23 protein-coding genes are annotated in these 22,415 nt (G+C 74.6%); 11 read left to right on the top strand and 12 right to left on the bottom strand.

Features of this window, described 5'->3' with window-relative positions:
- Positions 1–2: 2 nt before the first annotated feature.
- Positions 3–653, bottom strand: a complete 651-nt coding sequence (locus JK359_RS01220; RefSeq protein WP_201830665.1) for a DUF2087 domain-containing protein — start codon at positions 651–653, stop codon at positions 3–5.
- Between the two features lie 213 nt (positions 654–866).
- On the opposite strand from JK359_RS01220, the gene JK359_RS01215 reads away from it, so the two are divergent.
- A complete protein-coding gene (locus JK359_RS01215; protein ID WP_201830663.1) occupies positions 867–1,163 on the top strand; it encodes a chaplin in 297 nt (98 codons plus the stop codon).
- 141 nt (positions 1,164–1,304) lie between these two features.
- On the opposite strand, the gene JK359_RS01210 is transcribed toward JK359_RS01215, so the two are convergent.
- The 8 genes from JK359_RS01210 to JK359_RS01175 all read right to left on the bottom strand — a co-directional run bounded on the left by JK359_RS01210 (position 1,305) and on the right by JK359_RS01175 (position 6,548).
- Positions 1,305–2,171 (bottom strand): tyrosinase family protein, encoded by an 867-nt coding sequence (locus JK359_RS01210; protein ID WP_201830661.1) that lies wholly within the window; start codon positions 2,169–2,171, stop codon positions 1,305–1,307.
- Entirely contained in the window at positions 2,155–2,682 is a 528-nt protein-coding gene (locus JK359_RS01205; RefSeq protein ID WP_201830660.1) for a tyrosinase family oxidase copper chaperone, read from the bottom strand. The genes JK359_RS01210 and JK359_RS01205 overlap by 17 nt, the downstream gene beginning before the upstream one ends.
- A 123-nt stretch (positions 2,683–2,805) precedes the next feature.
- The gene (locus tag JK359_RS01200; RefSeq protein WP_201830658.1) at positions 2,806–3,318 is read right to left on the bottom strand and encodes a hypothetical protein; all 513 of its coding nucleotides are present in this window, start codon (positions 3,316–3,318) and stop codon (positions 2,806–2,808) included.
- A gap of 100 nt (positions 3,319–3,418) precedes the next feature.
- Positions 3,419–4,003, bottom strand: a complete 585-nt coding sequence (locus tag JK359_RS01195) for a vitamin K epoxide reductase family protein (protein ID WP_201830656.1) — start codon at positions 4,001–4,003, stop codon at positions 3,419–3,421.
- Positions 4,003–4,506, bottom strand: coding sequence for a DUF5949 family protein (locus tag JK359_RS01190; RefSeq protein WP_201830654.1), 504 nt, complete (start codon positions 4,504–4,506; stop codon positions 4,003–4,005). The genes JK359_RS01195 and JK359_RS01190 overlap by 1 nt, the downstream gene beginning before the upstream one ends.
- Before the next feature lie 154 nt (positions 4,507–4,660).
- Complete coding sequence (locus JK359_RS01185; protein ID WP_201830652.1) at positions 4,661–4,948, bottom strand: hypothetical protein; 288 nt, start codon at positions 4,946–4,948, stop codon at positions 4,661–4,663.
- A 134-nt stretch (positions 4,949–5,082) separates the two neighbouring features.
- On the bottom strand, positions 5,083–6,111 hold the full coding sequence (locus JK359_RS38720; RefSeq protein ID WP_236677114.1) for a hypothetical protein: 1,029 nt from the start codon (positions 6,109–6,111) through the stop codon (positions 5,083–5,085).
- Between the two features lie 197 nt (positions 6,112–6,308).
- Entirely contained in the window at positions 6,309–6,548 is a 240-nt protein-coding gene (locus tag JK359_RS01175; protein WP_201830650.1) for a chaplin, read from the bottom strand.
- Between the two features lie 520 nt (positions 6,549–7,068).
- Here JK359_RS01175 and JK359_RS01170 point away from each other — a divergent pair.
- The 8 genes from JK359_RS01170 to JK359_RS01135 all read left to right on the top strand — a co-directional run bounded on the left by JK359_RS01170 (position 7,069) and on the right by JK359_RS01135 (position 17,173).
- Positions 7,069–8,244, top strand: coding sequence for a glycosyltransferase (locus tag JK359_RS01170; RefSeq protein WP_201830648.1), 1,176 nt, complete (start codon positions 7,069–7,071; stop codon positions 8,242–8,244).
- Positions 8,241–9,662, top strand: coding sequence for an exopolysaccharide biosynthesis polyprenyl glycosylphosphotransferase (locus tag JK359_RS01165; RefSeq protein WP_201830647.1), 1,422 nt, complete (start codon positions 8,241–8,243; stop codon positions 9,660–9,662). The genes JK359_RS01170 and JK359_RS01165 overlap by 4 nt, the downstream gene beginning before the upstream one ends.
- Positions 9,663–9,665: 3 nt before the next feature.
- Entirely contained in the window at positions 9,666–11,030 is a 1,365-nt protein-coding gene (locus tag JK359_RS01160) for an O-antigen ligase family protein (RefSeq protein ID WP_201830645.1), read from the top strand.
- Between the two features lie 475 nt (positions 11,031–11,505).
- Entirely contained in the window at positions 11,506–13,458 is a 1,953-nt protein-coding gene (murJ, locus tag JK359_RS01155; protein ID WP_372445341.1) for a murein biosynthesis integral membrane protein MurJ, read from the top strand.
- Positions 13,442–14,203 carry a polysaccharide deacetylase family protein gene (locus JK359_RS01150; protein WP_201830643.1) on the top strand — a complete coding sequence of 254 codons (762 nt, stop codon included), beginning with the start codon at positions 13,442–13,444 and terminating at the stop codon, positions 14,201–14,203. Before murJ ends, JK359_RS01150 begins: the two co-directional genes overlap by 17 nt.
- Positions 14,200–15,402 carry a glycosyltransferase gene (locus tag JK359_RS01145; RefSeq protein ID WP_201830642.1) on the top strand — a complete coding sequence of 401 codons (1,203 nt, stop codon included), beginning with the start codon at positions 14,200–14,202 and terminating at the stop codon, positions 15,400–15,402. Before JK359_RS01150 ends, JK359_RS01145 begins: the two co-directional genes overlap by 4 nt.
- Positions 15,399–16,049 carry a YveK family protein gene (locus JK359_RS01140; RefSeq protein WP_201830640.1) on the top strand — a complete coding sequence of 217 codons (651 nt, stop codon included), beginning with the start codon at positions 15,399–15,401 and terminating at the stop codon, positions 16,047–16,049. Before JK359_RS01145 ends, JK359_RS01140 begins: the two co-directional genes overlap by 4 nt.
- Positions 16,046–17,173, top strand: a complete 1,128-nt coding sequence (locus tag JK359_RS01135) for a GNAT family N-acetyltransferase (RefSeq protein ID WP_201830639.1) — start codon at positions 16,046–16,048, stop codon at positions 17,171–17,173. The genes JK359_RS01140 and JK359_RS01135 overlap by 4 nt, the downstream gene beginning before the upstream one ends.
- 83 nt (positions 17,174–17,256) lie before the next feature.
- On the opposite strand, the gene JK359_RS01130 is transcribed toward JK359_RS01135, so the two are convergent.
- The gene (locus JK359_RS01130) at positions 17,257–18,432 is read right to left on the bottom strand and encodes a glycoside hydrolase family 26 protein (RefSeq protein WP_201830638.1); all 1,176 of its coding nucleotides are present in this window, start codon (positions 18,430–18,432) and stop codon (positions 17,257–17,259) included.
- Between the two features lie 179 nt (positions 18,433–18,611).
- Here JK359_RS01130 and JK359_RS01125 point away from each other — a divergent pair, with 179 nt between their 5' ends.
- Positions 18,612–19,895 (top strand): carboxylate--amine ligase, encoded by a 1,284-nt coding sequence (locus tag JK359_RS01125; protein ID WP_201830637.1) that lies wholly within the window; start codon positions 18,612–18,614, stop codon positions 19,893–19,895.
- Complete coding sequence (locus JK359_RS01120; RefSeq protein ID WP_201830636.1) at positions 19,895–21,151, top strand: FAD-dependent oxidoreductase; 1,257 nt, start codon at positions 19,895–19,897, stop codon at positions 21,149–21,151. The genes JK359_RS01125 and JK359_RS01120 overlap by 1 nt, the downstream gene beginning before the upstream one ends.
- A gap of 250 nt (positions 21,152–21,401) precedes the next feature.
- Here JK359_RS01120 and JK359_RS01115 read toward each other — a convergent pair whose 3' ends face one another.
- Complete coding sequence (locus JK359_RS01115; protein ID WP_201830635.1) at positions 21,402–21,629, bottom strand: chaplin; 228 nt, start codon at positions 21,627–21,629, stop codon at positions 21,402–21,404.
- A gap of 237 nt (positions 21,630–21,866) precedes the next feature.
- Entirely contained in the window at positions 21,867–22,265 is a 399-nt protein-coding gene (locus tag JK359_RS01110) for a rodlin (protein ID WP_201830634.1), read from the bottom strand.
- Between the last annotated feature and the right edge of the window lie 150 nt (positions 22,266–22,415).

The raw sequence follows: 22,415 nt of genomic DNA, 5'->3' as shown, positions 1-22,415 counted from the left end.
GGTCAGGGGGCCGGGGCCGCGGCCCGCTCGTAGACACCGTCGCTCCGGCGCAGCTCGTGGAGGTCCACCAGGTAGCGCCGGAGCGTCACATGGTCGATCTCGTCCGAGCCCTCGCACCAGGTCCGCAGCCGCTCGTTCACGACCCGCTCCGGGTAGGCGACGCCGGGCTCGAAGGTCTGCTCCGCGATGTGCCGCAGCACCTGCTGCTTACGGGTCCACTGGGCCGGCAGCCGTAGCAGTCGGCCGTCCCGTACGAAGGTGCTCACCACGTCGGTGCCGGCCGGGCGCGCGGACCGGTCCGGGCGGGCCAGCTCGCGCAGCAGGCCGTAGGAAACGGCCAGGGCCCCGCCCGCCCCGCTCCCGCTCCCGGTCCCGGTCCCAGTCCCGGTCCCAGTCACGGCGCCTGCCGAAGCCCCGGCCCCGGCCCCGGTCCCGGTCCCCGTCCCGGCCCCCGTCACGGCGCCCTGTTCGCGCAGTCTGAGCAGCGCGAGCGCCGTGGCCTTCGGTGACAGACCGGCCCTTCCGGCGACCTCTTCGGGGCTGGTCGCGCCCAGCGCCACCGCGGCGAAGGCCCGCAGCCGGTTCTCGTCGGCGAGCAGACCGATCAGCTGCCGGGACCGCTCACGTGCGTCGGGAACGTTGTCCTTGTCCATGGCCGGAGGGTAGGCGACCCTCCCGGTGCGGTGCCCGTGAATAACGGCGGGGCCGGCGGGGGGCCGCCGCCTGGGCTGCCTGGTGGGGGCGGTAACCGTTGAAAGAGTGATCCGGGGCTGATCACCGTGACCAGCCCCCCGCGGCGCCGTTGAACGGGAAGTGCGGCGGCTGGTCTGCCGCCTGCACTTTCCGAGCTACAAAAGGAGAACGTGATGTCTAGCATCGCGAAGGCGGCCGCGGTCGCTCTGGGCACCGGCGCCGTGGTGATCAGCGGATCCGGGCTGGCCATGGCCGACGCCGGTGCTCACGGCGCGGCCGTCGGTTCCCCCGGCGTCCTGTCGGGCAATGTGGTCCAGGTGCCGGTGCACGTGCCCGTCAACGTGTGCGGCAACACCGTCAACGTCATCGCCCTGCTCAACCCGGCGTTCGGCAACGTCTGCGCGAACCAGAGCGGCCACGACACGCCCGGTAAGCCCGGCCCGGGCCACGACGACGGCTACGGCAACTGAGCCGACCGGCACCACAGTCAAGAGCCCCGGCATTCCGAGCGCCGGGGCTCTTCCCTTACTTCACCGAGTCCGGTGCCTCACGCTTCTGTCCCTCACCGGGTCCGGTGCCTCACGCTTCTGTCCCTCACCGAGTCCGCTGCCTCACGCGTACCGGTAGATGTGGCTGACGTCCTCCAGCTGGTCCGGGGTCTCCTCCCACGGCGGCAGCTTCTCGTGGCGGGCGACGACCCGCCCGTGCTGGTGGTCGGAGGCTCCGGGCGGCTGGGCCGGGAGGTATCGGTGGGTGCGGTGGGCCCGTTGCCAGCGGTACCAGACCAGGTCGACGAATGCGTGGTGGAGCCAGAACACCGGGTCGTTGACGGACGCGCCGCCGAGCATCGCGCCGCCGACCCAGCGGTGCACGCGGTTGTGATTGCGCCAGGAGGCGCTGCCGGTGCCGCTGCCCCAGCCCTCGAGCTTGTTGCGGAAGCCCTTGCGCACGGTCGAGTCCCAGGGCCAGGCGTCGTAGACGGGGTCGTCGAGCGCCCCCTGCAGCTCACTGCGGGTGGGGAGGTGGATAGGGGCGGCGGCACGGCCCAGGTCGCGGGTGAGGAACTTGCCGTTCGTGACGCCCTCGCGGATGGTCCAGTGACCCGCCGAGTAGGCGAAGGGACCGGTCGTCACCTGCCGGTCGGAGCGGCGCCCGTTCCCGCCGAGCAGGTCCCTCGTCCAGGGCACGGAGGTGGTCGTACGGTCCCGCGTCCAGTCCCAGTACGGCACCGTCACCGACGAGTCGACGCGCCGCAGTGCCCGCTCCAGCTCCAGCAGGAACCGGCGGTGCCAGGGCAGGAAGGACGGCGCCATGTGGGCCGTGCGCAGGCCGTCCTCGCCGTCGGAGGTGTAGAAGTCGATGTGCATGCGCACGAACTCGTCGTACTCGCCGCGCCGTTTCAGCTCCAGCAGCGCGTTGACGAACCGCCGGCGCTCGGTGCGGGTGAGCGTGCTGACGTCCTTACGCACGTACGCCATGCCGTCCCCCCATGTGCATGTGTCCCCCCTGCACGCCCGGTACTCCCTGAGCCCCCGGTACCCCCTGCACACCGCCGACCGGTCCCGGCGCCAGGTCGCGCAGCCGCTGACCGGGGCCGATCTGGTCGACGGCCGCCCGGGTCGCCTCCAACGGCGTCCGGTACGACGTGTAGTGGTCGGCCATGCTCAGCCAGCCGCCGTCGGCCCGGCGCATGAGGTGCAGCGGGCGGCCGTCGACGGTGATCCGCCAGTCGCGCCGGGCCGCTACGGCTCCTTCCGCGGACACCAGGGCGCCCTGGATGCGGCGGCCCCGGTAGACCTCGTCGAAGGAGTTGCCCACGAGGCCGTCGGCGGGGGGCACGGGGCGGGAGGCGGCGACCAGCGGGGCCAGTGCCACGGCGGCGGCGGAGGCCACCAGCCCGCGCGCCACCTCCCTCCGGGACGGCCCGGCCGCCCCCGCTCTGGCCTGCTGCTCCGCACCGACCGGCGCTCCGCCGACACCGACGACCATCGCTCGCTCCTCGTCCCTCGTCCGGGTTCAGATGTCCGTACCGGCTAACCGGCGAAGGCCGCGCGGGGTCACTGCCGCGGAGCCGTAGGGAGTAGGAGGTACGGCCGGGCTCACCGACGGGGGCTACCGCCCCGGGCCCGTGGCCAGGTTCGCGTCGCCGACGGTCTGCAGGGCCGGGGCGAGGACGCCGGCCTGGGGGAGCTTGGGGCCCGGGAGCCCGGAGGTGTTCGCGCCGGGCGCGGTCAGGGGGGCGTCCAGGGAGAGGCCGGGGGTGAGCGCCCGCAGGTCGTTGGCGGGGGCGCCCACGCTGAGGTGGTCGAAGTCGTCACCGAGGGGGTGCGGCAGCGGGGCCCTGGCGTCCAGGCCGGGCAGCCCGCTGTACACCGGCAGCTGGGGCAGTGTCCGGTCGGGCAGCAGCCGGCCCGTGACGTACCGGGGCCCGTCGGGGGCGCCCGCCGTCAGCAGCGGCAGCTGGGCGCCGAGGTGCGGCACCTCCATGCTGAGGGCCTTGGAGACACCGCCCATGGGCACGGGGACGGGGACCGTGCCGGCCGCCGCGGCGGGACCGGCTGCCCCCACAGTGGCCGCGACGCCCGTGACGACGGCGGCAAGGGTTCCTCGGGTGGTCGGCTTCATGTCAGGTACGGTCCCTTTCAGGATGCGGGGATTCGACGTCCGTACCGCGTAACGAGCGGAAAACCCCCACAGTGCACAATTCCCCCGAATGCCGTAGTGGTCAGCTCGTCCAGAAGTCCCACCACCGGGTCAGTACGAGCATGCCGACCACACCGATGTGGAGCACCGGAAGCACCCAGGTGAAGTCCGCGAAGAACGTCTTCAGCCAGGCGGGCGCGGGGATGAAGCCGTGGCGCACGCAGACGGACGTGACGTACCAGAACAGCAGGATCGTGGCGGCCCAGGCCAGACAGCACCACAGGCACAGTGCGTTGATCCGGTACAGCGACTCGAACTGCAGCCAGGACACGAATCCGACGCCGAACAGGCAGCCGGCCTCGAAGAGCAGCCAGTACCAGCCGGGGAAGCGGGCGCCGGCCAGCAGGCTCACGCCGACGCAGACGACGATGCCGTAGGCCACCAGGCCCAGCATCGGGTTGGGGAAGCCGAAGACGGACGCCTGGTCGCTCTTCATCACGTTGCCGCAGGACACCACCGGGTTCAGGCTGCACCCGGGGACGAAGGCCGGGTTCTCCAGCAGCTTGAACTCGTCCAGGGTGATGACCCAGGAGGCGAGCAGCCCGGCCGCCCCGCAGAGCACCAGCAGCAGGGCGGGGCCGCGCCCGCCGCCCACCTGGGGGCGCATCAGACGCGCAGGCTGCGGGCGGGCAGGTAGACGTGCGCGGCGGCCTTCGTGGTCTCCGGGTCGCCCGCGAACGCGGCCAGTTCCTTCCCGGCCACCGGCTGCCGCGGCCCGGTGGAGGGGCAGATGCGCGTGGTGAACATGAAGTAGGTGTAACCGAGTTTCTCGACCGCCTTCAGCCAGTCCGCGGGCGGGCTGACCTGGCTGGTGACGTTCGGCATCTGCAGCACGATCTGCCCGGCGGCGACCAGCATGCTGACCTTCAGGCTCGGCCGCCTCGTGCCGTTGACCGGCTCACCGCCGACGGGCAGACCCATGTCCCCGAGGAGCCGCTCGACTGCGGCGGACGCGGCCTCCGGGCCGCCCGGGCCGTCGCCCAGGGAGCAGGCCAGGAGACAGGGGGTCCTGCCTTCGCCCTCCTGGTTCCTGGCCATCCAGGCCAGCAGGGCGAGCGTGCCGAGGTCGGCGGTGCGGGAGGGACGGGTTTCGCTCGATACTGAGGTCACCGCGCGACCATACCGACGGGCCGCGGCGGGCCCCGGCGGCTTCTCACCCTTCCGGAGCAACGCCCGGGGACGCTCCACACGAACGAGGGACCCGTCCCTGACACGCCGAGGGCCGGCACCGCGGTGCGGTACCGGCCCGTGCGGGGACGGGGCGTCAGTGCTGCAACGGCAGGCCGCCGAGCAGTCCCTTCCGGTTGAGGGTCGTGGTGGCGCCCTTGACGGTGCTCAGCGCGGAACCCTTGTTCTCGGTGTCGAGTGCGTCCGACTGGTGCTGCAACGGCATCAGGTCCTTGAAGGTGGGGGGCTTCTCGGCGAGTTCGGCGAGCGCGCCGTTGAGGCTCATCGGCGGCAGGTCGTGGGCGTTGTAGGCGAACGCGGGAGCGGCGACGCCGGCAAGGGCCACGGTACCGGCGACAACGGCGGCAGCCTTCAGGGACTTCATCGTGTTCCTTTCCTCGGCGACTCACGTCACCCCAGGGAATCCGGACGCCGTGCCTAACGACTGCCGGGCGGGCCGGAAACTGCGTGCGGAGAAGACATATGAGATCCCTGTGGAGCCGGCCGGGGTCGCCCGTGTCAGCTGGTCGTCGCCGACGGCAGACCCGGCAGGCTCGGCTCCGGGGGCAGCGAGGGCAGGGACGGCAGCGCGGCCACGTCCGGGGCGGGCAGGTCGTTGCCGAGGAGCGTCGACGTCAGCAGGTCGACCAGGCCGCCGACCACGCTGGTCGCGGACGACAGCAGGCCGCTGAGGTTGTCGGTGACCGCCTTCACCAGGTTGTCGATCGCGTCCTCCAGGGCGGCGAGCGCGTCGCTGGTGATGTCACGGGACGAGGGCAGTCTGCCGACGACGACCGTGTGCTTCACCGGCATCATGGCGGCGGAGGCCGCCGGGATGGACGGAGCCGCGGGGACGGTGGGGGCGGCCGGGCTGCTGGACGCGGCGGGCGCCGTGGGCGAGGCGGGGGTCGTGGGCTTCGCGGCGGTCGCCGGGGCGGCCGAAGCCGTCGGGGACGCCGGGGCGGTGGGAACGGCGGGCTTCGTGGCCGTCGGGGACGCGGGAGCCGTGGGTGCGGCGGGCTTGGCAGCGGTCGTGGGCGAAGCCGGAGCCGTGGGTGCGGCGGGCTTGGTGGCCGTCGCAGGCGAGGCCGAAGTCGTCGGCGCGGCAGAGGTCGTGGGTGCTGCCTGCTCGGCGGGGGCGGTGGGGGTCGCCTGCTGGGCCGGGGCGGTGGGGGTCGCCTGCTGGGCCGGAGCCGTGGGGGTGGCCAGGGCGGCGGGGGTGAGGGACGCCGGGTCCGCCACGGCGTCGGCGATGGCCTTCTTCGCGGCCTCGCCCAGTCTTCTGGCCTCGTCGGCGGGTAGCCGGCCCTTCTGCAGGGACTGGTTGAGCAGATCGACGACCGGGTCGAGGACGGCGCCGGTATTGCCGAGGGCCCTCACTTGGGCGAGCAGCTTCTCCCTCTCCGCTGCGGGAACCGGCGCCCGGGACGCGGCGCGGTCGTGCTCCCGGGCCGAGTCGGCGGCGACGGCAGCCGGGCCGGTGATGCCGACCAGGACGGCCGCGCAGAGAACGGTGGACGCGAGACGCCGGGCAGGCAGATCACGCATGGGAGTTCCTTTCGGTGAACGATGGGACCTGAACGGTGGGACCTGAGCCCACCGTCTGTTCACCGGTCGCTCTCCGCAACCGCTCGACACTCCTTGTGATCCGTCCGAGGGAGTAACGGCAAGGAGCGGAAAACCGGCCGTCCGCCCCGCGGCGGATGCGCGGGGCGGACGGCCGGCCGAAGGGTTGCGTACTGACGTCAGTCGTTGACGCAGGCGTTGCCGAACGCGGGGTTCAGCAGCCCGATGACGTCGACGGTGTTGCCGCAGACGTTGATCGGGATGTGGATCGGGACCTGGATGACGTTGCCCGAGATCACGCCGGGCGAGTTGGCAGCGACACCGTTGGCCCCGGAGTCGGCAGAGGCCGCACCGGCGCCGCCGGCAACGGCCGCGACGGCGGCGGAGGTCAGGACCAGGCCCTTCGCGATACGCGACATGGAGAGGTGCTCCTTGGGATCGACACAACATCCGGGCGGATGCCCGGCGCTGTGTCAACGCGCGGCGGCTCCGGGAGTTGTGCCGCCGATGGAGTGATGTGCGCAGGCGCGGCGGGGGCGGTGCGGGGGCAAGGGGCGGCGGGGGCAAGGGCGGCGGGGGCGGTGCGGGGGCAAGGGGCAGCGGGGAGCAAGGGCGACGGGGACGGCGCGGGGGCAAGGGCGGCGGGGGCGGGGCGGGCGCGACGCTCACGCTCTCCTCCGGGCTCCGGCGCACACCCGTCGCACCGGGCGCCGTACCGGCCCTCCAGGTTCCGGCCTAGGCCGACACGCTCAGCCACGGCCCCGACGTGTTCGATCTCGGCACGGCTCTGCTTCACAGTGGTGACCAGCAGGGCTTCCGGCTCGTTCCCCACGCGGACGCGGCGTGGTTCCGGCGTGCTCTTCGTCGCCCTGCACGCCGGCAACCGAGGCGCGTTCACGACCGCAGTCCGAGCGCCCCCGTGAGCGAGGTAACCCGCGAATGCACCAGTCAGCAGCCGACCCTCCGCCCCGGGTACTGCACCTCGCGCAACCCGTCGACGGCGGCGTCGCCCGGGTCGTGCTCGATCTGACGCGGGCTCAGCTCGCGGCCGGTGTCCAGGTCACCGCGGCCTGCCCCGGCGGCGCACTGGCCGCGGGCCTGCGCGAACTGGGCGCCGACGTACGCGACTGGCGGGCGGGCCGCTCGCCGGGGCCGGCGCTGCCCGGCGAGGTGCGACGGCTCGCACATCTGATCGCGGAGGTACGGCCCGCACTGGTGCACGCACACAGCGCCAAGGCGGGCCTCGCCGCACGGCTCGCCGTCCGGGGCCGGGTCCCGACCGTCTTCCAGCCGCATGCCTGGTCCTTCGAGGCGGTCGGCGGACTCACCGCGGCGGTCGCCCTGCGCTGGGAGCGGTGGGGGGCGCGCTGGGCCGACCGGGTGGTGTGCGTCAGCGAGGCGGAGCGCACGACGGGACTGCGCGCCGGGGTACACGCCGCGTACGCCGTGATCCCGAACGGCATCGACACCCTCCGCTTCGCCCCGGCGCACCCGCCGGCACCGCGGTCCGCCGACGGCACCGGGCCCCTCGTCGTCTGTGTGGGCCGTCTGTGCCGCCAGAAGGGTCAGGACGTGCTGCTGCGGGCCTGGCAGGACGTCGTCGGTGTGCTGCCGCGGGCGCGGCTCGTGCTGGTCGGTGACGGTCCCGACCGGGCGACCCTGGAGCAACGGGCGCACCCGTCCGTGGAGTTCGCCGGCGCGGTGGACGACGTCGTGCCCTGGTACCGGGCCGCCGACCTGGTGGTGCTGCCCTCGCGCTGGGAGGGCATGGCGCTCGCCCCGCTGGAGGCGCTCGGCTGCGGCCGGCCCGTGGTGCTCACCGACGTCGACGGCGCCCGCGAGAGCCTGCCGGCCGCCCTGGCCGCACGCTGCCTGGTGCCGCCGGAGGACCCCGTGGCGCTGGCCGGGACGGTCGTCGGTCTGCTGTCCGATCCGCGGTCGCTCGCGGAACTCGGCGACCGAGGCCGCCGGCACGTCCTGGCCACGCACGACGTTCGGCTCACCGCCGAACGGGTCGCCGCGCTCTACCGCGAGCTTCTCGGCCGCACCCCCGCGGCGCACACGGAAACAGCCCAGCCCGTGCCCTCCGAGCGCAGGGAGTCCATCCACTCGTGACTGCGGAAAGTACCGTCTCCTCGCCCGGCGCGCAGCCGCGGGACCACGGATTCCCATCCGTCTCGGTCCTGCCGGCCCGCGCCTCAGGCAGCTTCCGGTTGCCGCCGCGGCGCCCGCCCGCGCGGCCCGCCTCACCGCTGCCCCTGCTCGCCGCCGACCTGCTCGCCGCACTGGTGGGCGCGGTCTCGCTGGACGAGGCCACCCGCCGGCCGGTGCTGGTCGCCGTGCTGGCCGCCGGTGCGCTGCTGCTGCGCCCGCAGCCCGCGCGGCCGGTGCCCGGTGTGCTCGACGAACTGCCCCGGGTGTGCGGGCGGATCGCGGTGGCCTGGCTGGGCCTCGCCACGCTGCTCGCCGCCCACGACCCGGAACGGGCCCTCACCGCCCCGGCCCTGCTGCTCGGCTGGGCGCTGCACGCGGTGGCGGCCTGTGCCGGCCGGGGCACGGTGCACTGGCGGCGCCGGGTGGCGCTGGTGCGCCACCCGCGTACCGCCCTGGTGATCGGGTCCGCCGCGACGGCCCAGCGCGTGGCGTCCGCCCTGCTCAGGCATCCGCGCTGCGGGGTGCGGCCGGTGGGTGTGGTCGCGGAGCGCCCGGAGGGCGCCGGGGGTCTGCCGGTGCTGACCACCGACGAGGAGGTGGAGCGGGCGCTGATCCAGAACGGGGTGCGGGTCGTGCTCACCGTGCACCCGACCGTGCGCGCCGAGAAGGGGCCGCTGCTGCGGGCGCTCGCCGGGTCGGGCTGCTCGCTGTGGGAGGTGGAGGCGGACACCCCGGCGTACGAGATGCGCGACCGGCTCGCCGGGTTCTCGGTACGCCGGCTCGACCTCGGCCCCCGGCGGCGTGGCAACGCCGGCAAGCGGCTGCTGGACGTGCTGGTCTCCGGGACGCTGCTGGTGCTGGTCAGTCCGGTGCTGCTGGTGTGCGCGGTGGTGCTGCGGCTCACCGACGGGCCCGGGGTGGTCTTCCGGCAGGAGCGCATCGGCAAGGGCGGCCGGCCCTTCACGCTGCTGAAGTTCCGCACGCACCGCCCGGTCGACGAGCACGAGGCGGCCACCCGGTGGAGCGTGGCCGGCGAGCGGCGGATGAGCCCCTTCTGCCGCTTCCTGCGGCAGACCTCGCTGGACGAGCTGCTCCAGCTGTGGAACGTCTTCTGGGGTGACATGAGCCTGGTCGGGCCACGCCCGGAACGGCCGTACTTCGTCGCCCAGTTCAGCAGGACCTACCCGGGCTACGCGGCCCGCCACCGCATGCAGACCGGGATCACCGGGCTCGCCCAGGTCAACGGGCTGCGCGGCGACACCTCCATCGAGGACCGGGCCCGCTTCGACAACGCCTACATCGACGACTGGTCGCTGTGGCAGGACGTCTGCATCCTGCTGCGCACCGCCGCCACGCTCGTGCGTCCCACGGGGAGCTGACCGATGGCCCTCGCCCTGCCGATCCGCCGCCGTCCGGTCCGGCTCTCTCCGGTGCTGCCGGTGGTGGCCGTGGTCGCGCTGCTCGCGCTGCCGCTCGCTCCCGGCGACGGCGGCGGCGCCGGACCCGCCGACGCGCTGTCCGCGCTGGTCGTCGTCTTCTGCGCGGTACGCCTGCTGCGCGCGCGCCGCCGTCCGCTGGGCCGGACCGCCGCGGTGATCCTCGGCCTGCCGGTGGCCGGGCTCGCGCTGGCCGCCGTGCACGCGGTCTCGCCGGGCGCCGGGATCACCGGCCTGGGCCGCTACCTCCAGGTCTTCGTGCTGGTCCCCGCCGCCGTCGTGCTCCTCGTCCGGGGGCGGGCCGACTTCCGGTTGCTGGCCTGGTCGTTCGTGGGCCTGGCGGGCTGGCAGGGTGCGGTCGGCGTGCACCAGTACGTCACCGGGACCGGCGCCTCGTACCAGGGCGAGGACATCCGCGCGGTCGGCACCTTCGGGCCGTCGGACGTGATGGGCATGGCGACGGTGGTGGCGTTCGGGCTGGTGTGCGCCGTGGGTCTGGCGCTGGGCCGCCCCGCCGCCCGGGAGCGCGCGGTCGCCGCGTGCTGTGCGCTCGCCCTGACGGTTCCCCTCGCCCTGTCCTTCAGCCGGGGCGCCTGGATCGCCACCGCGGTCACGCTCGTCGTCCAGCTGGTGCTGGCCGGCCCGCGCCGGGCGGTACGGGTCGCGGCGGTCGTGGTCGCGGCGGGCGTGGTGCTGGTGGGCGGGATCGGGGTGGGTACGGCGATGCTGCAGGAGCGGATCGACAGCATCACCCAGGTCACCGACGCGCCCGACCAGTCGGTCACCGACCGGTACACGATGTGGGCTGCGGCCACCGACATGTGGCGCGACCGCCCGCTGACCGGTGTGGGCCTCAAGGGCTTTCCCGAGTACCGCGACGGGCACGCCTCGCTCGCGCTGTCCTCCGGCAGCGACACCGAGGGCGCGGGCGCGGCCTTCCGCCGGCAGCCGCTGCTCTCCCCGCACAACATGTACCTGCTGGTGCTGAGCGAGCAGGGCCTGATCGGTCTGCTCTGTCTCGCCGGCGGCTGGCTCGCCCTGCTGGTCCGTGCCCTGCGCGGCCTGTGGCGGACCCACGCGGCCGGCGGCCGGGGCCTGGACTGCGCGCTCGTCTCGTGCGGGCTCCTGGTGTGGCAGCTCGTGGACTTCGCGTACGCCGACATCGGCGGCCCCTCCACCGTGCTGACGGCCGTGTGCTTCGGCCTGGTCGCCTGGTGGTCCCTGGTGGGCGGCGACGGCATCCGCCCCGACGAGCCCCCCACCGCACCGGCGGCGCGGGATGCGGCGACCGTGAAGGCGGCCCGGCGATGAGGAGGACGGCACCGTGCACACCCCGGGCGGCGACCCGAAACCGGAACCGGGTGCGGGTGCGGGTGCTGATGCCGGGGCCGGGGCCGGGTCGATGCCGGTGGCCGGTGCCCGGTCAGTGCCGGTGGCCGGTGCCCGGTCAGTGCCGGTGGCCGGTGCCCGGTCAGTGCCGGAGGCCGGTGCCCGGTCAGTGCCGGAGGCGTTCGCTCGGGGCAGGCCGGAGGCCGGTGCGATGACGGGTCCTCGAACCGGTGGGGTGCCTGGACCGGAGGGCGGAGCGGTCCAGCCGGCGGGCCACGCGGCTCGGCGGACGGCCGGCGCGGCCCAGCCGATGACCGGCGCGGCCCAGCCGATGACCGGCGCGGCTCAGCCGGTGACCGGCGCGGCTCAGCGGACGGCCGGCGCGGCCCAGCCGATGACCGGCGCGGCTCAGCCGATGACCGGCGCGGCTCAGCGGACGGCCGGCGCGGCCCAGCCGATGACCGGCGCGGCTCAGCCGATGACCGGTGCGGCTCAGCCGATGGCCGGTGCGGCTCAGCCGATGGCCGGTGCGGCTCAGCCGGCTGTGGACGCGGGGTCGGGGGGTGAGGGCGCGTCCGGCGCGGTCGCACTGCCGGTGGCTCGCTCCGCCGTACCCCCCGCTCGGTGCGCCCCCGACGCACCGCCCCCCGCGCCCGAGCACACCCCGCTCACCCGGCGGTTCCTCGCGCGGGCCACGCTGATCACCGCCGGGCTCTCGGTCGCCGCGGCGCTGCTCGGGCTGGTGCGGGACCAGTCGCTGGCCCGGCTGTTCGGCGCCGGGCGGGACACGGACGCCTTTCTGGTGGCCTGGACCGTGCCGGAGTTCGCGGCCACGCTGCTCATCGAGGACGGGCTGGCCTTCGCGCTGATCCCGGCGTTCAGCAAGGCGCTGGCCCGCCGGGCACAGGGCGCCCCCGGGGATCCGGTGCGGTCGCTGGTCGCCGGCACGCTGCCGCGGCTGGCGCTGGCCTTCGCGGCGGTCGGTGCGCTGCTCGCGCTCGCCGCGCCGCAGTTCGTCGCGGTGCTCGCGCCGGGTCTTCCCGACCCGGCCCTCGCCGTGGACTGCACCCGGCTCACGGCGACCTGTGTGCTGAGCTTCGGTGTCGCCGGGTACTGCAGCGCGGCCCTGCGGGCGCACCGCCGGTTCCTGGCGCCGGCCGCGATCTACATCGTCTACAACGTCGGCATCGTCACGGCGATGTACGCCCTCGGCGCCCAGTGGGGGGTGCGGTCGGCCGCGTTCGGGGTGGCGGCGGGCGGCTGTCTGATGATCCTGGTCCAGCTGCCGTCCCTCGTGCGGCAACTGTGTCGCGGACGGACCGCCGGCCCGGCGGCCGGGGACTCCGCCGAAGCCCGGCCGACGGCCGTACCCCCGGCAGCGGAGGACTCAACCCGGGCCCGGCCCACCGGCGCACCCGCCGCCACCGAGCGCCCCACCCGCACTCCCCCCACCCGCACACGGCTCACCACCAAGTACCCCGCCCCCACCCCGCCCCCCGGCGCATCCCCCGCGCCGAAGGGGTCCGCCGGGGCGGCGGGCATGGACGTGGCGCTGCTGGCCACCGTGTTGCTGTTCGCGCTGTGCCGGCAGTCGCAGGTGCTGATCGAGCGGTTCCTCGCCTCCGGTCTGACCGCCGGTGCCATCTCGCACCTGAACTACGCGCAGAAGGTCGCGCAGATCCCGATGAGCCTGTCGACGATGCTGTCGACGGTCACCTTCCCGGTGGTCGCGCGGGCGCTGGCCGACGGCGACACCGAGCGCGCCCGGAGCCGGGTGGAGCGGGATCTGGTGCTGGCCGCCTGCCTGGTGCTGCTCGGCACGGCCGTGGTCGTGGCCTGTGCCCCGCAGCTGGTCGGGCTGCTGTTCCAGCGGGGCGCGTTCACGGCCCGGGACACCGCGGCGACGGCCGGCGTGATGCGGGTGTACGCGCTCGGGCTGCTCGCCCAGACCCTGACCGGCGTCCTGGTCCGCTCCTACTTCTCGGCCGGCCGGGCCACCTGGTACCCGGTGTCGGCGATGGCCGCGGGGGTCGTCGCGACCTCCTGGACCGGTGCCCTGACGGTCGGTCCGTGGGGAGTCACCGGGATCGCCGCCGCCAACGCCGCCGGCATCACCCTCACCGCCGTCCTGCTGCTCGCCGGCACGGGGCGCCGCGGCATGCCGATCCGGACCGGGCCGCTGCTGCGCGAGCTGAGCCGGCCGCTGCGGGCGGCGGCCGTGGCCGCCGTGGCCGGCGGCCTGGTGGCGAGTTGGACGTCGGCTCCGCTCGCCGGACTCGCCGCCGGCGGCGCCACGGTGACCGTGGTGTTCGTCCTGCTCGGCCGGGCCCTGGGCGCCCAGGGCTTCGCGTCCGCATTCCGTTCCGTCCGCACCCTGACCGGAAGGCTCGTCCATGCCGTCCTCCGTTGAGTCCCCGGTACCGACCCGGACAGCAGCCGCCGGCCCGGTCCCGTGGATCGCCATGTACCACTCGGTCGGCGACTGCTCCGACGACCCGTACCGCATCACGGTCACCCCGGACCGGCTGGAGGGACAGCTGCGGTGGCTGCGCCGGCGAGGGCTGCGCGGGGTGTCGGTGGCCGAGTTGCTCGCCGCCCGGGCGCAGGGCGGGGGACGGGATCTGGTGGGCCTCACCTTCGACGACGGCTACGCCGACTTCCTCGACAACGCCTTACCGTTGCTGACGCGTTGGGAGTGCACGGCCACCCTGTTCGTACTGCCCGGCCGGCTCGGCGGCGACAACGCGTGGGATCCGCTGGGCCCGCGCAAGCCGCTGCTGAGTGCCGAGGGTGTCCGGCAGGCCGCCGCCGCGGGTGTGGAGATCGGCTCGCACGGTCTCACCCACGTCGACCTCACCCGCGCCGACGACACCCTGCTGGCGGCCGAGACCGCGCGCAGCCGGGCCGTGCTGGAGGAGTTGACGGGCGCGCCGGTCACCGGTTTCTGCTATCCGTACGGCACGGTCGACCGCCGTGCCGTGGCGGCCGTGCAGGAGGCCGGTTACGGCTACGCCTGCGCCATCGACCCCGGTGAGCTGTCCGGCCTGCACGTCCTGCCGCGCGTGCACGTGGGGCAGGACGACACCGCCGTACGCCTGTTCCTGAAGTACCGGCTGCACCGGCTGCGGCGGCGGCCCGTGGCGGGGCTGCGGTGAGGGTCCTGCACGTCATCACCGGGCTCGGCGTGGGCGGTGCGGAGCAGCAACTGCGGCTGCTGCTGCGGCACCTGCCCGTCGAGTGCGACGTGGTGACGCTGACGAACCCCGGGCCGGTCGCCGCGGGGCTGACGGCCGACGGGGTGCGGGTGGTGCACCTCGGTATGGCCGGCAACCGGGACCTGGCCGCGCTGCCCCGGCTGGCCCGGTTCGTCCGGCGCGGCCGGTACGACCTCGTGCACACGCACCTGTACCGGGCCTGCCTGTACGGGCGGATCGCCGCCCGGCTGGCCGGGGTGCGGGCGGTCGTCGCCACCGAACACTCCCTCGGTGACTCGCAGATGGAGGGACGGCCGCTGACCTCGGGGGTCCGCGCCCTGTATCTGATGGGCGAGCGGCTCGGCCGGTCCACCGTGGCCGTCTCGCCGACCGTCGCCGCCCGGCTCGCCCGCTGGGGTGTGCCCGAGCCGCGCATCGCGGTCGTGCCCAACGGCATCGAACTGGCGCGGTTCGGCTTCGACCCGGCGTCCCGCCGGCGCACCCGGGCCCTGCTCGGGCTGCCCGAGGACGCGTTCGTCGTCGGCGGCGTCGGCCGGCTCGCGCCCGGCAAGCGCTTCGACGTCCTGATCGACGCCCTCGCCGGACTCCCCGCCGACTGCAGGCTGCTGCTGGTGGGCGGCGGCCCGCAGGAGCCGGCGCTGCGGCGGGCCGCGCAGAGGGCGGGGGTCGCCGGCCGGGTGCTGTTCGCCGGGGAGCGGCCGTATCTGCCCGACGGCTCGTCGGGCCCGGACCTGCCCGCGCTGGCCTCGGCTATGGACGTGCTGGCCGCTCCCTCCCCCGAGGAGGCGTTCGGCCTCGCCGTCGTGGAGGCGCTCGCGGCCGGGCTGCCGGTGCGCTACACCTCCTGCCCGGCGCTCGAGGACCTGCCGTCCGGGGCCGCCCCGGGCGCGCTGCGGGTCCCGTGCGACGCCGGCGCGTACGCCCGCGCGCTCGCCGGGGTGCGCGCCGCCGGGCCCGGCCCGCGTGCCGCCCCCGAGGCGGCCCGCCACTACTGCATCACCCGCAGCGCCGCCCGGCTCATGGACGTCTACGCGGCGGCGCTCGCCCGCACGGCCCCCGGGGCCCGCTCCCCTAAGCCCCCTCAGTCCCCTCAGTGCCCCCAGCCCCCTCAGTCCCCTCAGGGAGTCAGCCCGTCATGACCGACCACCACGCCCAGCTCCGCACCTCCCGTCTTTCCCGTGCCCGCGTGCTGCCGCCCTGGTCCCTGGTGGCTGCCGGCGTCCTCGCGGGCGGCCTGCTCGGCGGCGGGTACGGCCTGCTCAAGCCGCCGGAGTACACGGCGACCAGCTATGTCGTCGCCGTCCCGGCCGAGCGGTCCGACACCGCCACCGCGCTGGGTTTCGCACAGGCCTACGGCCGGGTCGCCACCCAGGTCGCGGTGCTCGGCGACGCCCAGGTCTGGGCCGGGGTCCCGCTGTCGACCCTGCGCAGCAGTGTGCGCACGGCGACCTCGCCGGACGCCCCGATGGTCGCCGTCTCCGCGACGTCCGCCCGGCCGGCCGAGGCGGCCGACATGGCCAACGCGGTCGCCCGCGCCCTCACCCGGCACGCCAACGCGTCCAAGGCGGACACGCACGTCGGACTCCTGCAGTTCTCGCGCGCGGTGAAGCCGGCCGAGCCCGCCTCGGCCCCGGCCGCGGTGACCGGACTGGTCGGGGCGAGCGCGGGCGGGCTGCTCGGCGCCCTCGCGCTGCTGGCCAGGCCGCGGAGCCGGCCGGAGGAGACCGTCCGCGCCGTCTCGGTGCCCGGCCCCGCCGTCGCCGCCGACGCGCACGGCAAGCTGTGACCGCGACCTTCACGGCGCGCACCGCGCGTCCCGCCCCGACCGCGGAACTCGTCACGGACGAGGACGTCTTCGCCGCGCTGGGCCCGGCCTGGGGGCGGCTGTACGGGCGGTGCGCCGCCGCGACCCCGTTCCAGAGCCATGCCTGGCTGCACTCGTGGTGGCTGTCCTACGGCAGGCCGGGGCGGCTCCGGCTGCTGGTGGTGCGGGACGGCGCGGAGCTTGCGGCCGTCGCGCCCCTGATGCTGGTCCGCCGGCCGCTGCCCGCGCTGGTACCGCTCGGCGGGGCGATCTCCGACTATGCGGACGTGCTGCTGGACGACTCGGACGACGGGCGGGCGGCCGGCGCCCTGGCCGAGGCGCTCGCCGGCGCGGCCCGCACGGCGCTGGTCGACTTCCGCGAGGTGCGTCCGGGCGGCGCGGTGGAGCGGGTCTACGACCGCTGGCGCGGGCCGCGCCGGACGGTGTGCGACTCGGTGTGCCTGGAACTGCCAGCCGTACCCATGGACGAGCTGATCGCCCGGCTGCCGTCGGCCAAGTCCAGCCAGCGGGTCCGGGCCAAGCTGCGCAGGCTCACCGCGCTGGGCGTGCAGCGGCAGACGGTGGGAGCGCAGGAGGTGGACGCGGCGCTCGGCCGGCTGCTGGCGCTGCACCGGCTCCAGTGGCAGGGGCGGAAGGTGACGAGCGAGCACATGCAGCCCCGGTTCCGTGAGCACCTGGTGCGGGCCGTGGGCCCGATGGTGCGGGCGGGGACCGCGGCGGTGACCGAGTTCCGGGTCGACGACGAGGTGGTGGCCGTCGATCTGACCCTGCTCTCGCGCAGCCTGGCCGGCGGCTACCTCTACGGAGCCCATCCGGACCTGCGCAGGCACAAGGCGGACGTGGCGGTGATGCTGCTGGACGCCTGCGCCGAGCACTCGGGCGGCGGCGAGCGCGGCACGCTGAGCCTGCTGCGGGGCGAGGAGCCGTACAAGCATCACTGGCGGCCCGAACGGGTCGTCAACCGGCGGCTGCTCATGGCACGGCGGCGCACCGCCCCGCTGCTGGCGGCCGCGCTGTGCGACGCGGCCGCCCGGCAGCGGGGCAAGGAGGTGCTGCACCGGTGGCGGGAACGCGGGCGGGGCTAGGGCCTTTCTTTCGGATCAGGCCGGCTCCGGGCGACGATGCCTTCCGGCCGACCGCGACCCCGGCAAGATCCGGAAGAGAGGCCCTAGCGGCTCCGCGACCACCAGTCGAAGCGGACGCAGAGCTTCCCGCCGAGCCAGTACTCGACCCAGTCGCCGAGGTCCAGCGGGGCGCAGTTGACCTGTGGATCGGGCGTCGGCGCCGGCTCGGGCGTGGGGGTCGGGGTCGGTGTGGTCACGGGCGCCGGCTGGTCGGTGCGGCCGTACAGGGCCGTCCGGTAGACGAGCGACGACCGGGGGTTGGCGGTGCACTGCCACACGCCGTGCGGGCAGTAGTCGGTCAGCGTGTTGTAGAGCGGTCTGTGCTCGGCGATCCAGGCGAGCATGCGCCGCATGTACTCGGCGTTGTCCCCGTTGCGGAAGAGTCCCCATTCCGGGTAGGAAATCGGCTTGCCGTGGGCTTTCGCGAAGTCCACCTGCTGCTGGAGCCCGTAGGGCTCGTCGACCTGTTCGTCGAAGGTCAGTCCGCTCGGCTGGTCGTAGGAGTCCATGCCGATGATGTCGACCGTGGGGTCCCCCGGATAGCACTCGGTCCAGGGCACGGCGTCCCGGCCGCGGCTCGGCGTGAAGTCGAACCGGAAATGCTGGCCCGGCACCGAGCGCATGGTGGTGACGATCCTGTTCCAGTACGTCTTCCAGGCCCGGGGGTCCGGTCCGCAGCGGTGGGTGTAGGTGATGCCGTTCATCTCCCAGCCGAGCACGATCACCGTGTCCGGCACCTTCAGCTTCACCAGCCGTTCGGCGAGGGTCTTGAAGTGGGAGTCGAACGCACCGGCGGCGGCCTGCCGCAGCAGCTCCCGCACCTCGCCGTCCGGTACGTTCTCCTCGTTGCGTTCCTGCATCGGCACGTTGAGGACGAGCGTCCGGTCCGCCTTCTGGCGCCGCCAGCGCGCCCATGCGTCCAGGAAGCCGGGCGGGCCCTCGATGTCCCGCCAGCGGTCGCCGGGCAGATAGGTGTGGGCGACCTTCAGCTCGGTCCCGCCGAGCCAGCGGCTCAGCTCGGCCATGCGCGCGACCCCGCGGGGCCCGGAGTCGAGGAAGGCCCCGAAGGGCGGTAGCGCCGTGGCGGGCGGGGGAGGGCCGGCGCTCCGCACCACCCCCACCGCGGACCCGGGACCGCTCGCCAGGGCGACCGCCGCGGCGACCGCCGCCGCGGCCACGGTCAGCCGCCGGTGCCGGTTCCGTCGCTGCTGTGGAGCCATGCCTGCGCCTCTCTCCGCTCGACCGCTTCGTCGCGCCACGCGCACCGGTGACAGAGACCGGGCAACGCCAAGCGTTATTGACACACAGTCATACAGATATGAATTCCGCCAGTGCGATTACGGCTTTCAGGTGGCCCGAACCCCCGCACGGGCGAACGGATCGAGAAAAGGAAAAAACCGTGTCGCTGCTGGACGACCAAGTCCCCGCGGTACTGCTGCGGATCGACCGGAATCCCTTCCACCACGGCACCCTGGGAGCCGTACGCTCGCTCGGCAGAGCCGGCGTCGAGGTCCATGTCGTCGCCGACACCGCGGACAGCCCGGTACGCACCTCTCGATTCGTGCGCCAGCTGCATCCCCCACCGGCGCCCGGCGCGGCCCTGGCCGACATCGCCGCCGTGCTGCGCCAGGTCGCGTCCCGGGTCGCCCGGCCGGCGGTGCTGATCCCGCTGGACGACGCGAGCGCCCTCGCGGCCGGCCGCCTGCGCGAGGAGCTGGCACCCGCCTACCTGCTGCCGCAGCAGCCCGGCACACTGCCCGCCCGGGTGGCCGACAAGGCGCGGCTGGCCGAGATGTGTGCCGCCTCCGGCGTCCCGCACCCGCCCACGCTGATCCCGGACGGCGCCGCGGAGGCGGCGGCTGCCGCCCGGCGGCTCGGGCTGCCGGTGGTGGCCAAGTGGAGCCGGCCCTGGCTGCTGCCGGCCGGCAGCGGGCTGCGCTCCACCGTGCTGCTGCGCTCGGCGGCACAGGCGCGGGAGCTGTTCCTGCGCTCCGGGGAGGCGGGCAGCCCGCTGCTGCTCCAGGCGTTCCTGCCGCCCGGCCCGGACCGCGACTGGTTCTTCCACGGGTACGCCGACCGCACCGGGGCCCTCCGCGCCGGCGGGCCCGGCCGCAAGCAGCTGGCCTGGCCGCGCGGGGCGGGGCTGACCGCCGTCGGCCGCTGGACGCCCAACCCGCAGGTGCAGGCGCTGGCCGAGCGGCTCACCGGCGGGCTGGGTTACCGGGGCATCTTCGACCTGGACTTCCGCCGCGGCGCCGGCACCGGCGGCTACCACCTGCTCGACTTCAACCCGCGCCCCGGCGCCCAGTTCCGGCTGTTCACCGACAGTGCCGGCCTGGACGTCGTACGCGCCCTGCATCTGGACCTGACCCACCGTCCGCTGCCCGACGGGGTGCCGCGGCCGGGGCGGGAGTTCGTGGTGGAGAACTACGCGCCGCTGGCCGCGCTGCGCCCCGCGCCCCGCGGCCGTGAACTGGCCTGGCACGCGGCCGACGACCCGGCGCCGGGCCGGGCGATGCGGGCACTGTGGGCCCGGCACGTGGCGGGCCGGATCGCCGGCCGGCTGCATCCCGGGCCGGCACCGGCGGCGCCGCCGGCTCCCCTGCCCGTCCCGGGCCCCCGGGCAGGTGTCGCGGCCCTCCCCCACGGCTTGTCCGACGACGAGAAAGCGAGCAGTTGCTGATGTACGACCTGCTGGTGGTGGGCGCCGGCCCGTACGGCCTGTCCATCGCGTCGCACGCCGCCACGGCCGGGCTCAAGGTCCGCGTCTTCGGGCGGCCCATGGCCTCCTGGCGGGACCACATGCCCAGCGGCATGTTCCTGAAGTCGGAGCCGTGGGCCTCCAACCTGTCGGACCCCGAGGGCCGCTGGCGGCTCGACGTCTTCTGCGCCTTCCGCGGCATCACGGCCCGGCACGCCGAGCCGATCCCGCTGGAGGTGTTCGCCGAGTACGGCCTGTGGTTCGCACGCAACGCCGTCCCCGGCGTCGACGAGCGCACCGTGGTCCGGGTCGCACGGTGCGCGGGCGGCTTCGAGGCCGTCGCCGAGGACGGGGAGGCCTGCACCGCGAGGACGGTCGCGCTGGCCGTGGGCGTACTGCCGTTCGCCGAGGTCCCGGCCGCCCTGCACGGCCTGCCGGCGGATCTGGTGTCGCACAGCAGTCACCACGGCGGCCTCGGCCGGTTCCGCGACCAGGACGTCACCGTGATCGGCGGCGGTCAGGCGGCCCTGGAGACGGCCGCGCTCCTCACCGAACAGGGCACCCGGGTACGGGTGCTGGCCCGCGCCGACCGGCTGTGCTGGAACGACGCGCCACCACCGTGGGAGCGCCCCTGGTGGCGTTCGGCCCGCTCCCCGCACAGTGGCCTCGGCCCCGGCTGGCGGAACTGGTTCTACGCCGAGCGGCCCGGCCTGTACCGGCGGCTGCCCGAGCGCACCCGGACCCGGATCGCGGCCGGCGCGCTCGGTCCGGCCGGCGCCTGGTGGGTGCGCGAGCGGGTGGAACACCGGGTGGAACTGCTGCTCGGCCGTGAGGTGGTGACGGCCCACGAGGTCCCGGAAGGGCTGCGCCTGGAGACCCTGTCCCGGCGGGGCGGTCCGGTGGTGCTGGAGACCGGGCACGTCATCGCCGCGACCGGGTTCCGGGCCACCCGTGACCGGCTGCGGCTGCTCTCCCCCGACCTGCGCGCGCTGCTGGCGACGGGCGCCGACGGCGCACCGGCGGTGGGGCCGGAGTTCGAGTCCTCGTATCCCGGTCTGTTCCTGGCCGGTCTGATCACGGCCTCGGGCTTCGGTCCGGCGATGCGGTTCGTGCACGGCGCGGCCTTCACGGCGGGCACGCTGGTACGCGGGGTGAGGCGACGGCTGCGCAAGGGCCCGGCGCACCGGCAGATCCCGGCCGCCCGGCCCACCGGGGAACCGGAGACGGTACGAGGCTGAGCGGTGGCGGGGCCGGCGGGGCGGAGGGGGCGCACCGCCACCGCCGGCGTGCGCAGGCGGGGTCTGGCCCGCGCCGGGAGGCGTACCGTGCCCGCCGCCCCGAAGCGTGCTGTGCTCCCCGGCGGGAGGCGCATGCTGTGCTGTTCCTGCTCATGGAAGTGGAGAGGCCGGCCTCGGGGCGAAGAACCGGTGTTCGACGCGTCCGAGGCCGGCCGGTACACAGCCGGGGCTGGTGTGACGTGCTGCGCCGTCAGCTGTTGGAGCAGTGGTTGGCGAGCGCCGGGTTCAGCAGGGCGATGATGTCGATCGTGTTGCCGCAGAGGTTGATCGGGATGTGGATCGGGACCTGGACGACGTTGCCGGACAGGACGCCCGGGGAGTTGTTGGCCGTGCCCGTGGCGTCGGCGTCGGCGAAGGCGGGTCCGGCCAGGCCCAGGGCCAGGATGGCACCCGTAACGAGAGCAGCGGTCTTCTTCATGAATAGTCCCTTCCTCTGGGGTCATGCCCCGATGACGGCCAGAACCGTGTGCGCACCACGAGAACGGGCACGACACGGAACGAGGGATTGACACAACGGGAGAGCACGGAACGCGGATCGCGCGACAATCACCCGATCGCACCGTTTCCTCATACGTTTTCCCTCTTCTGAATTCGCGAAAAAGGCCCGGGCGGCCCGCAGACGATGCAGCGGGCGGCCCGGGCCGGCCAGGACGGCTCAGCCTTCGCCGTTGGCCGAGAGAACCGACAGGTCCTCCAGAACGTGCGAGACGGCACCGTCCCGCTTGCTGTTCGAGGAGTTGTCGGAGCACTGCTGCTGCAGGTGGTCCGACGCGATCGGGATGTCCTGGACCGTGACACCGATGAGGGCGTCGACGGCGACGTCGACGTCCTGGACGCCGACACACGGCTTGTTGAGCGTGCCCTGCACCAGCGAGAGCTGCGGGCTCATGTCGCCCTTCGTCGCCGAGTTGCCGAACGACGACACGGCACCATTGCCATTCGCGACGGTCGGTCCGTCGTCGTTGCCGATGGCAAGCGCCTGCGGCGCGGCCGCCACCGCCATTCCCACGACAGAAGCGGCGGTCGCAGCGGCGACCATTGCCTTCTTGAGCACTTCGCGTTCCTTTCCTCGTAGCGACGCATGCCCTACGGCGAGATCAACCCGGCGCATCGGGAATGGTTCCGCTGATTCACTCGGTTGGATCGCAAACGCCCGGGAGGTGACGGGAGGTCACCAATCCGAAAAACACACGACCAGTCCGCC

It is taken from the genome of Streptomyces actinomycinicus (assembly GCF_016741775.1).
Taxonomy (GTDB): Bacteria; Actinomycetota; Actinomycetes; order Streptomycetales; family Streptomycetaceae; genus Streptomyces; species Streptomyces actinomycinicus.
The sequence above is the reverse complement of the archived record's forward strand: the minus strand, read 5'-3'. Positions and strand labels throughout refer to the sequence as shown.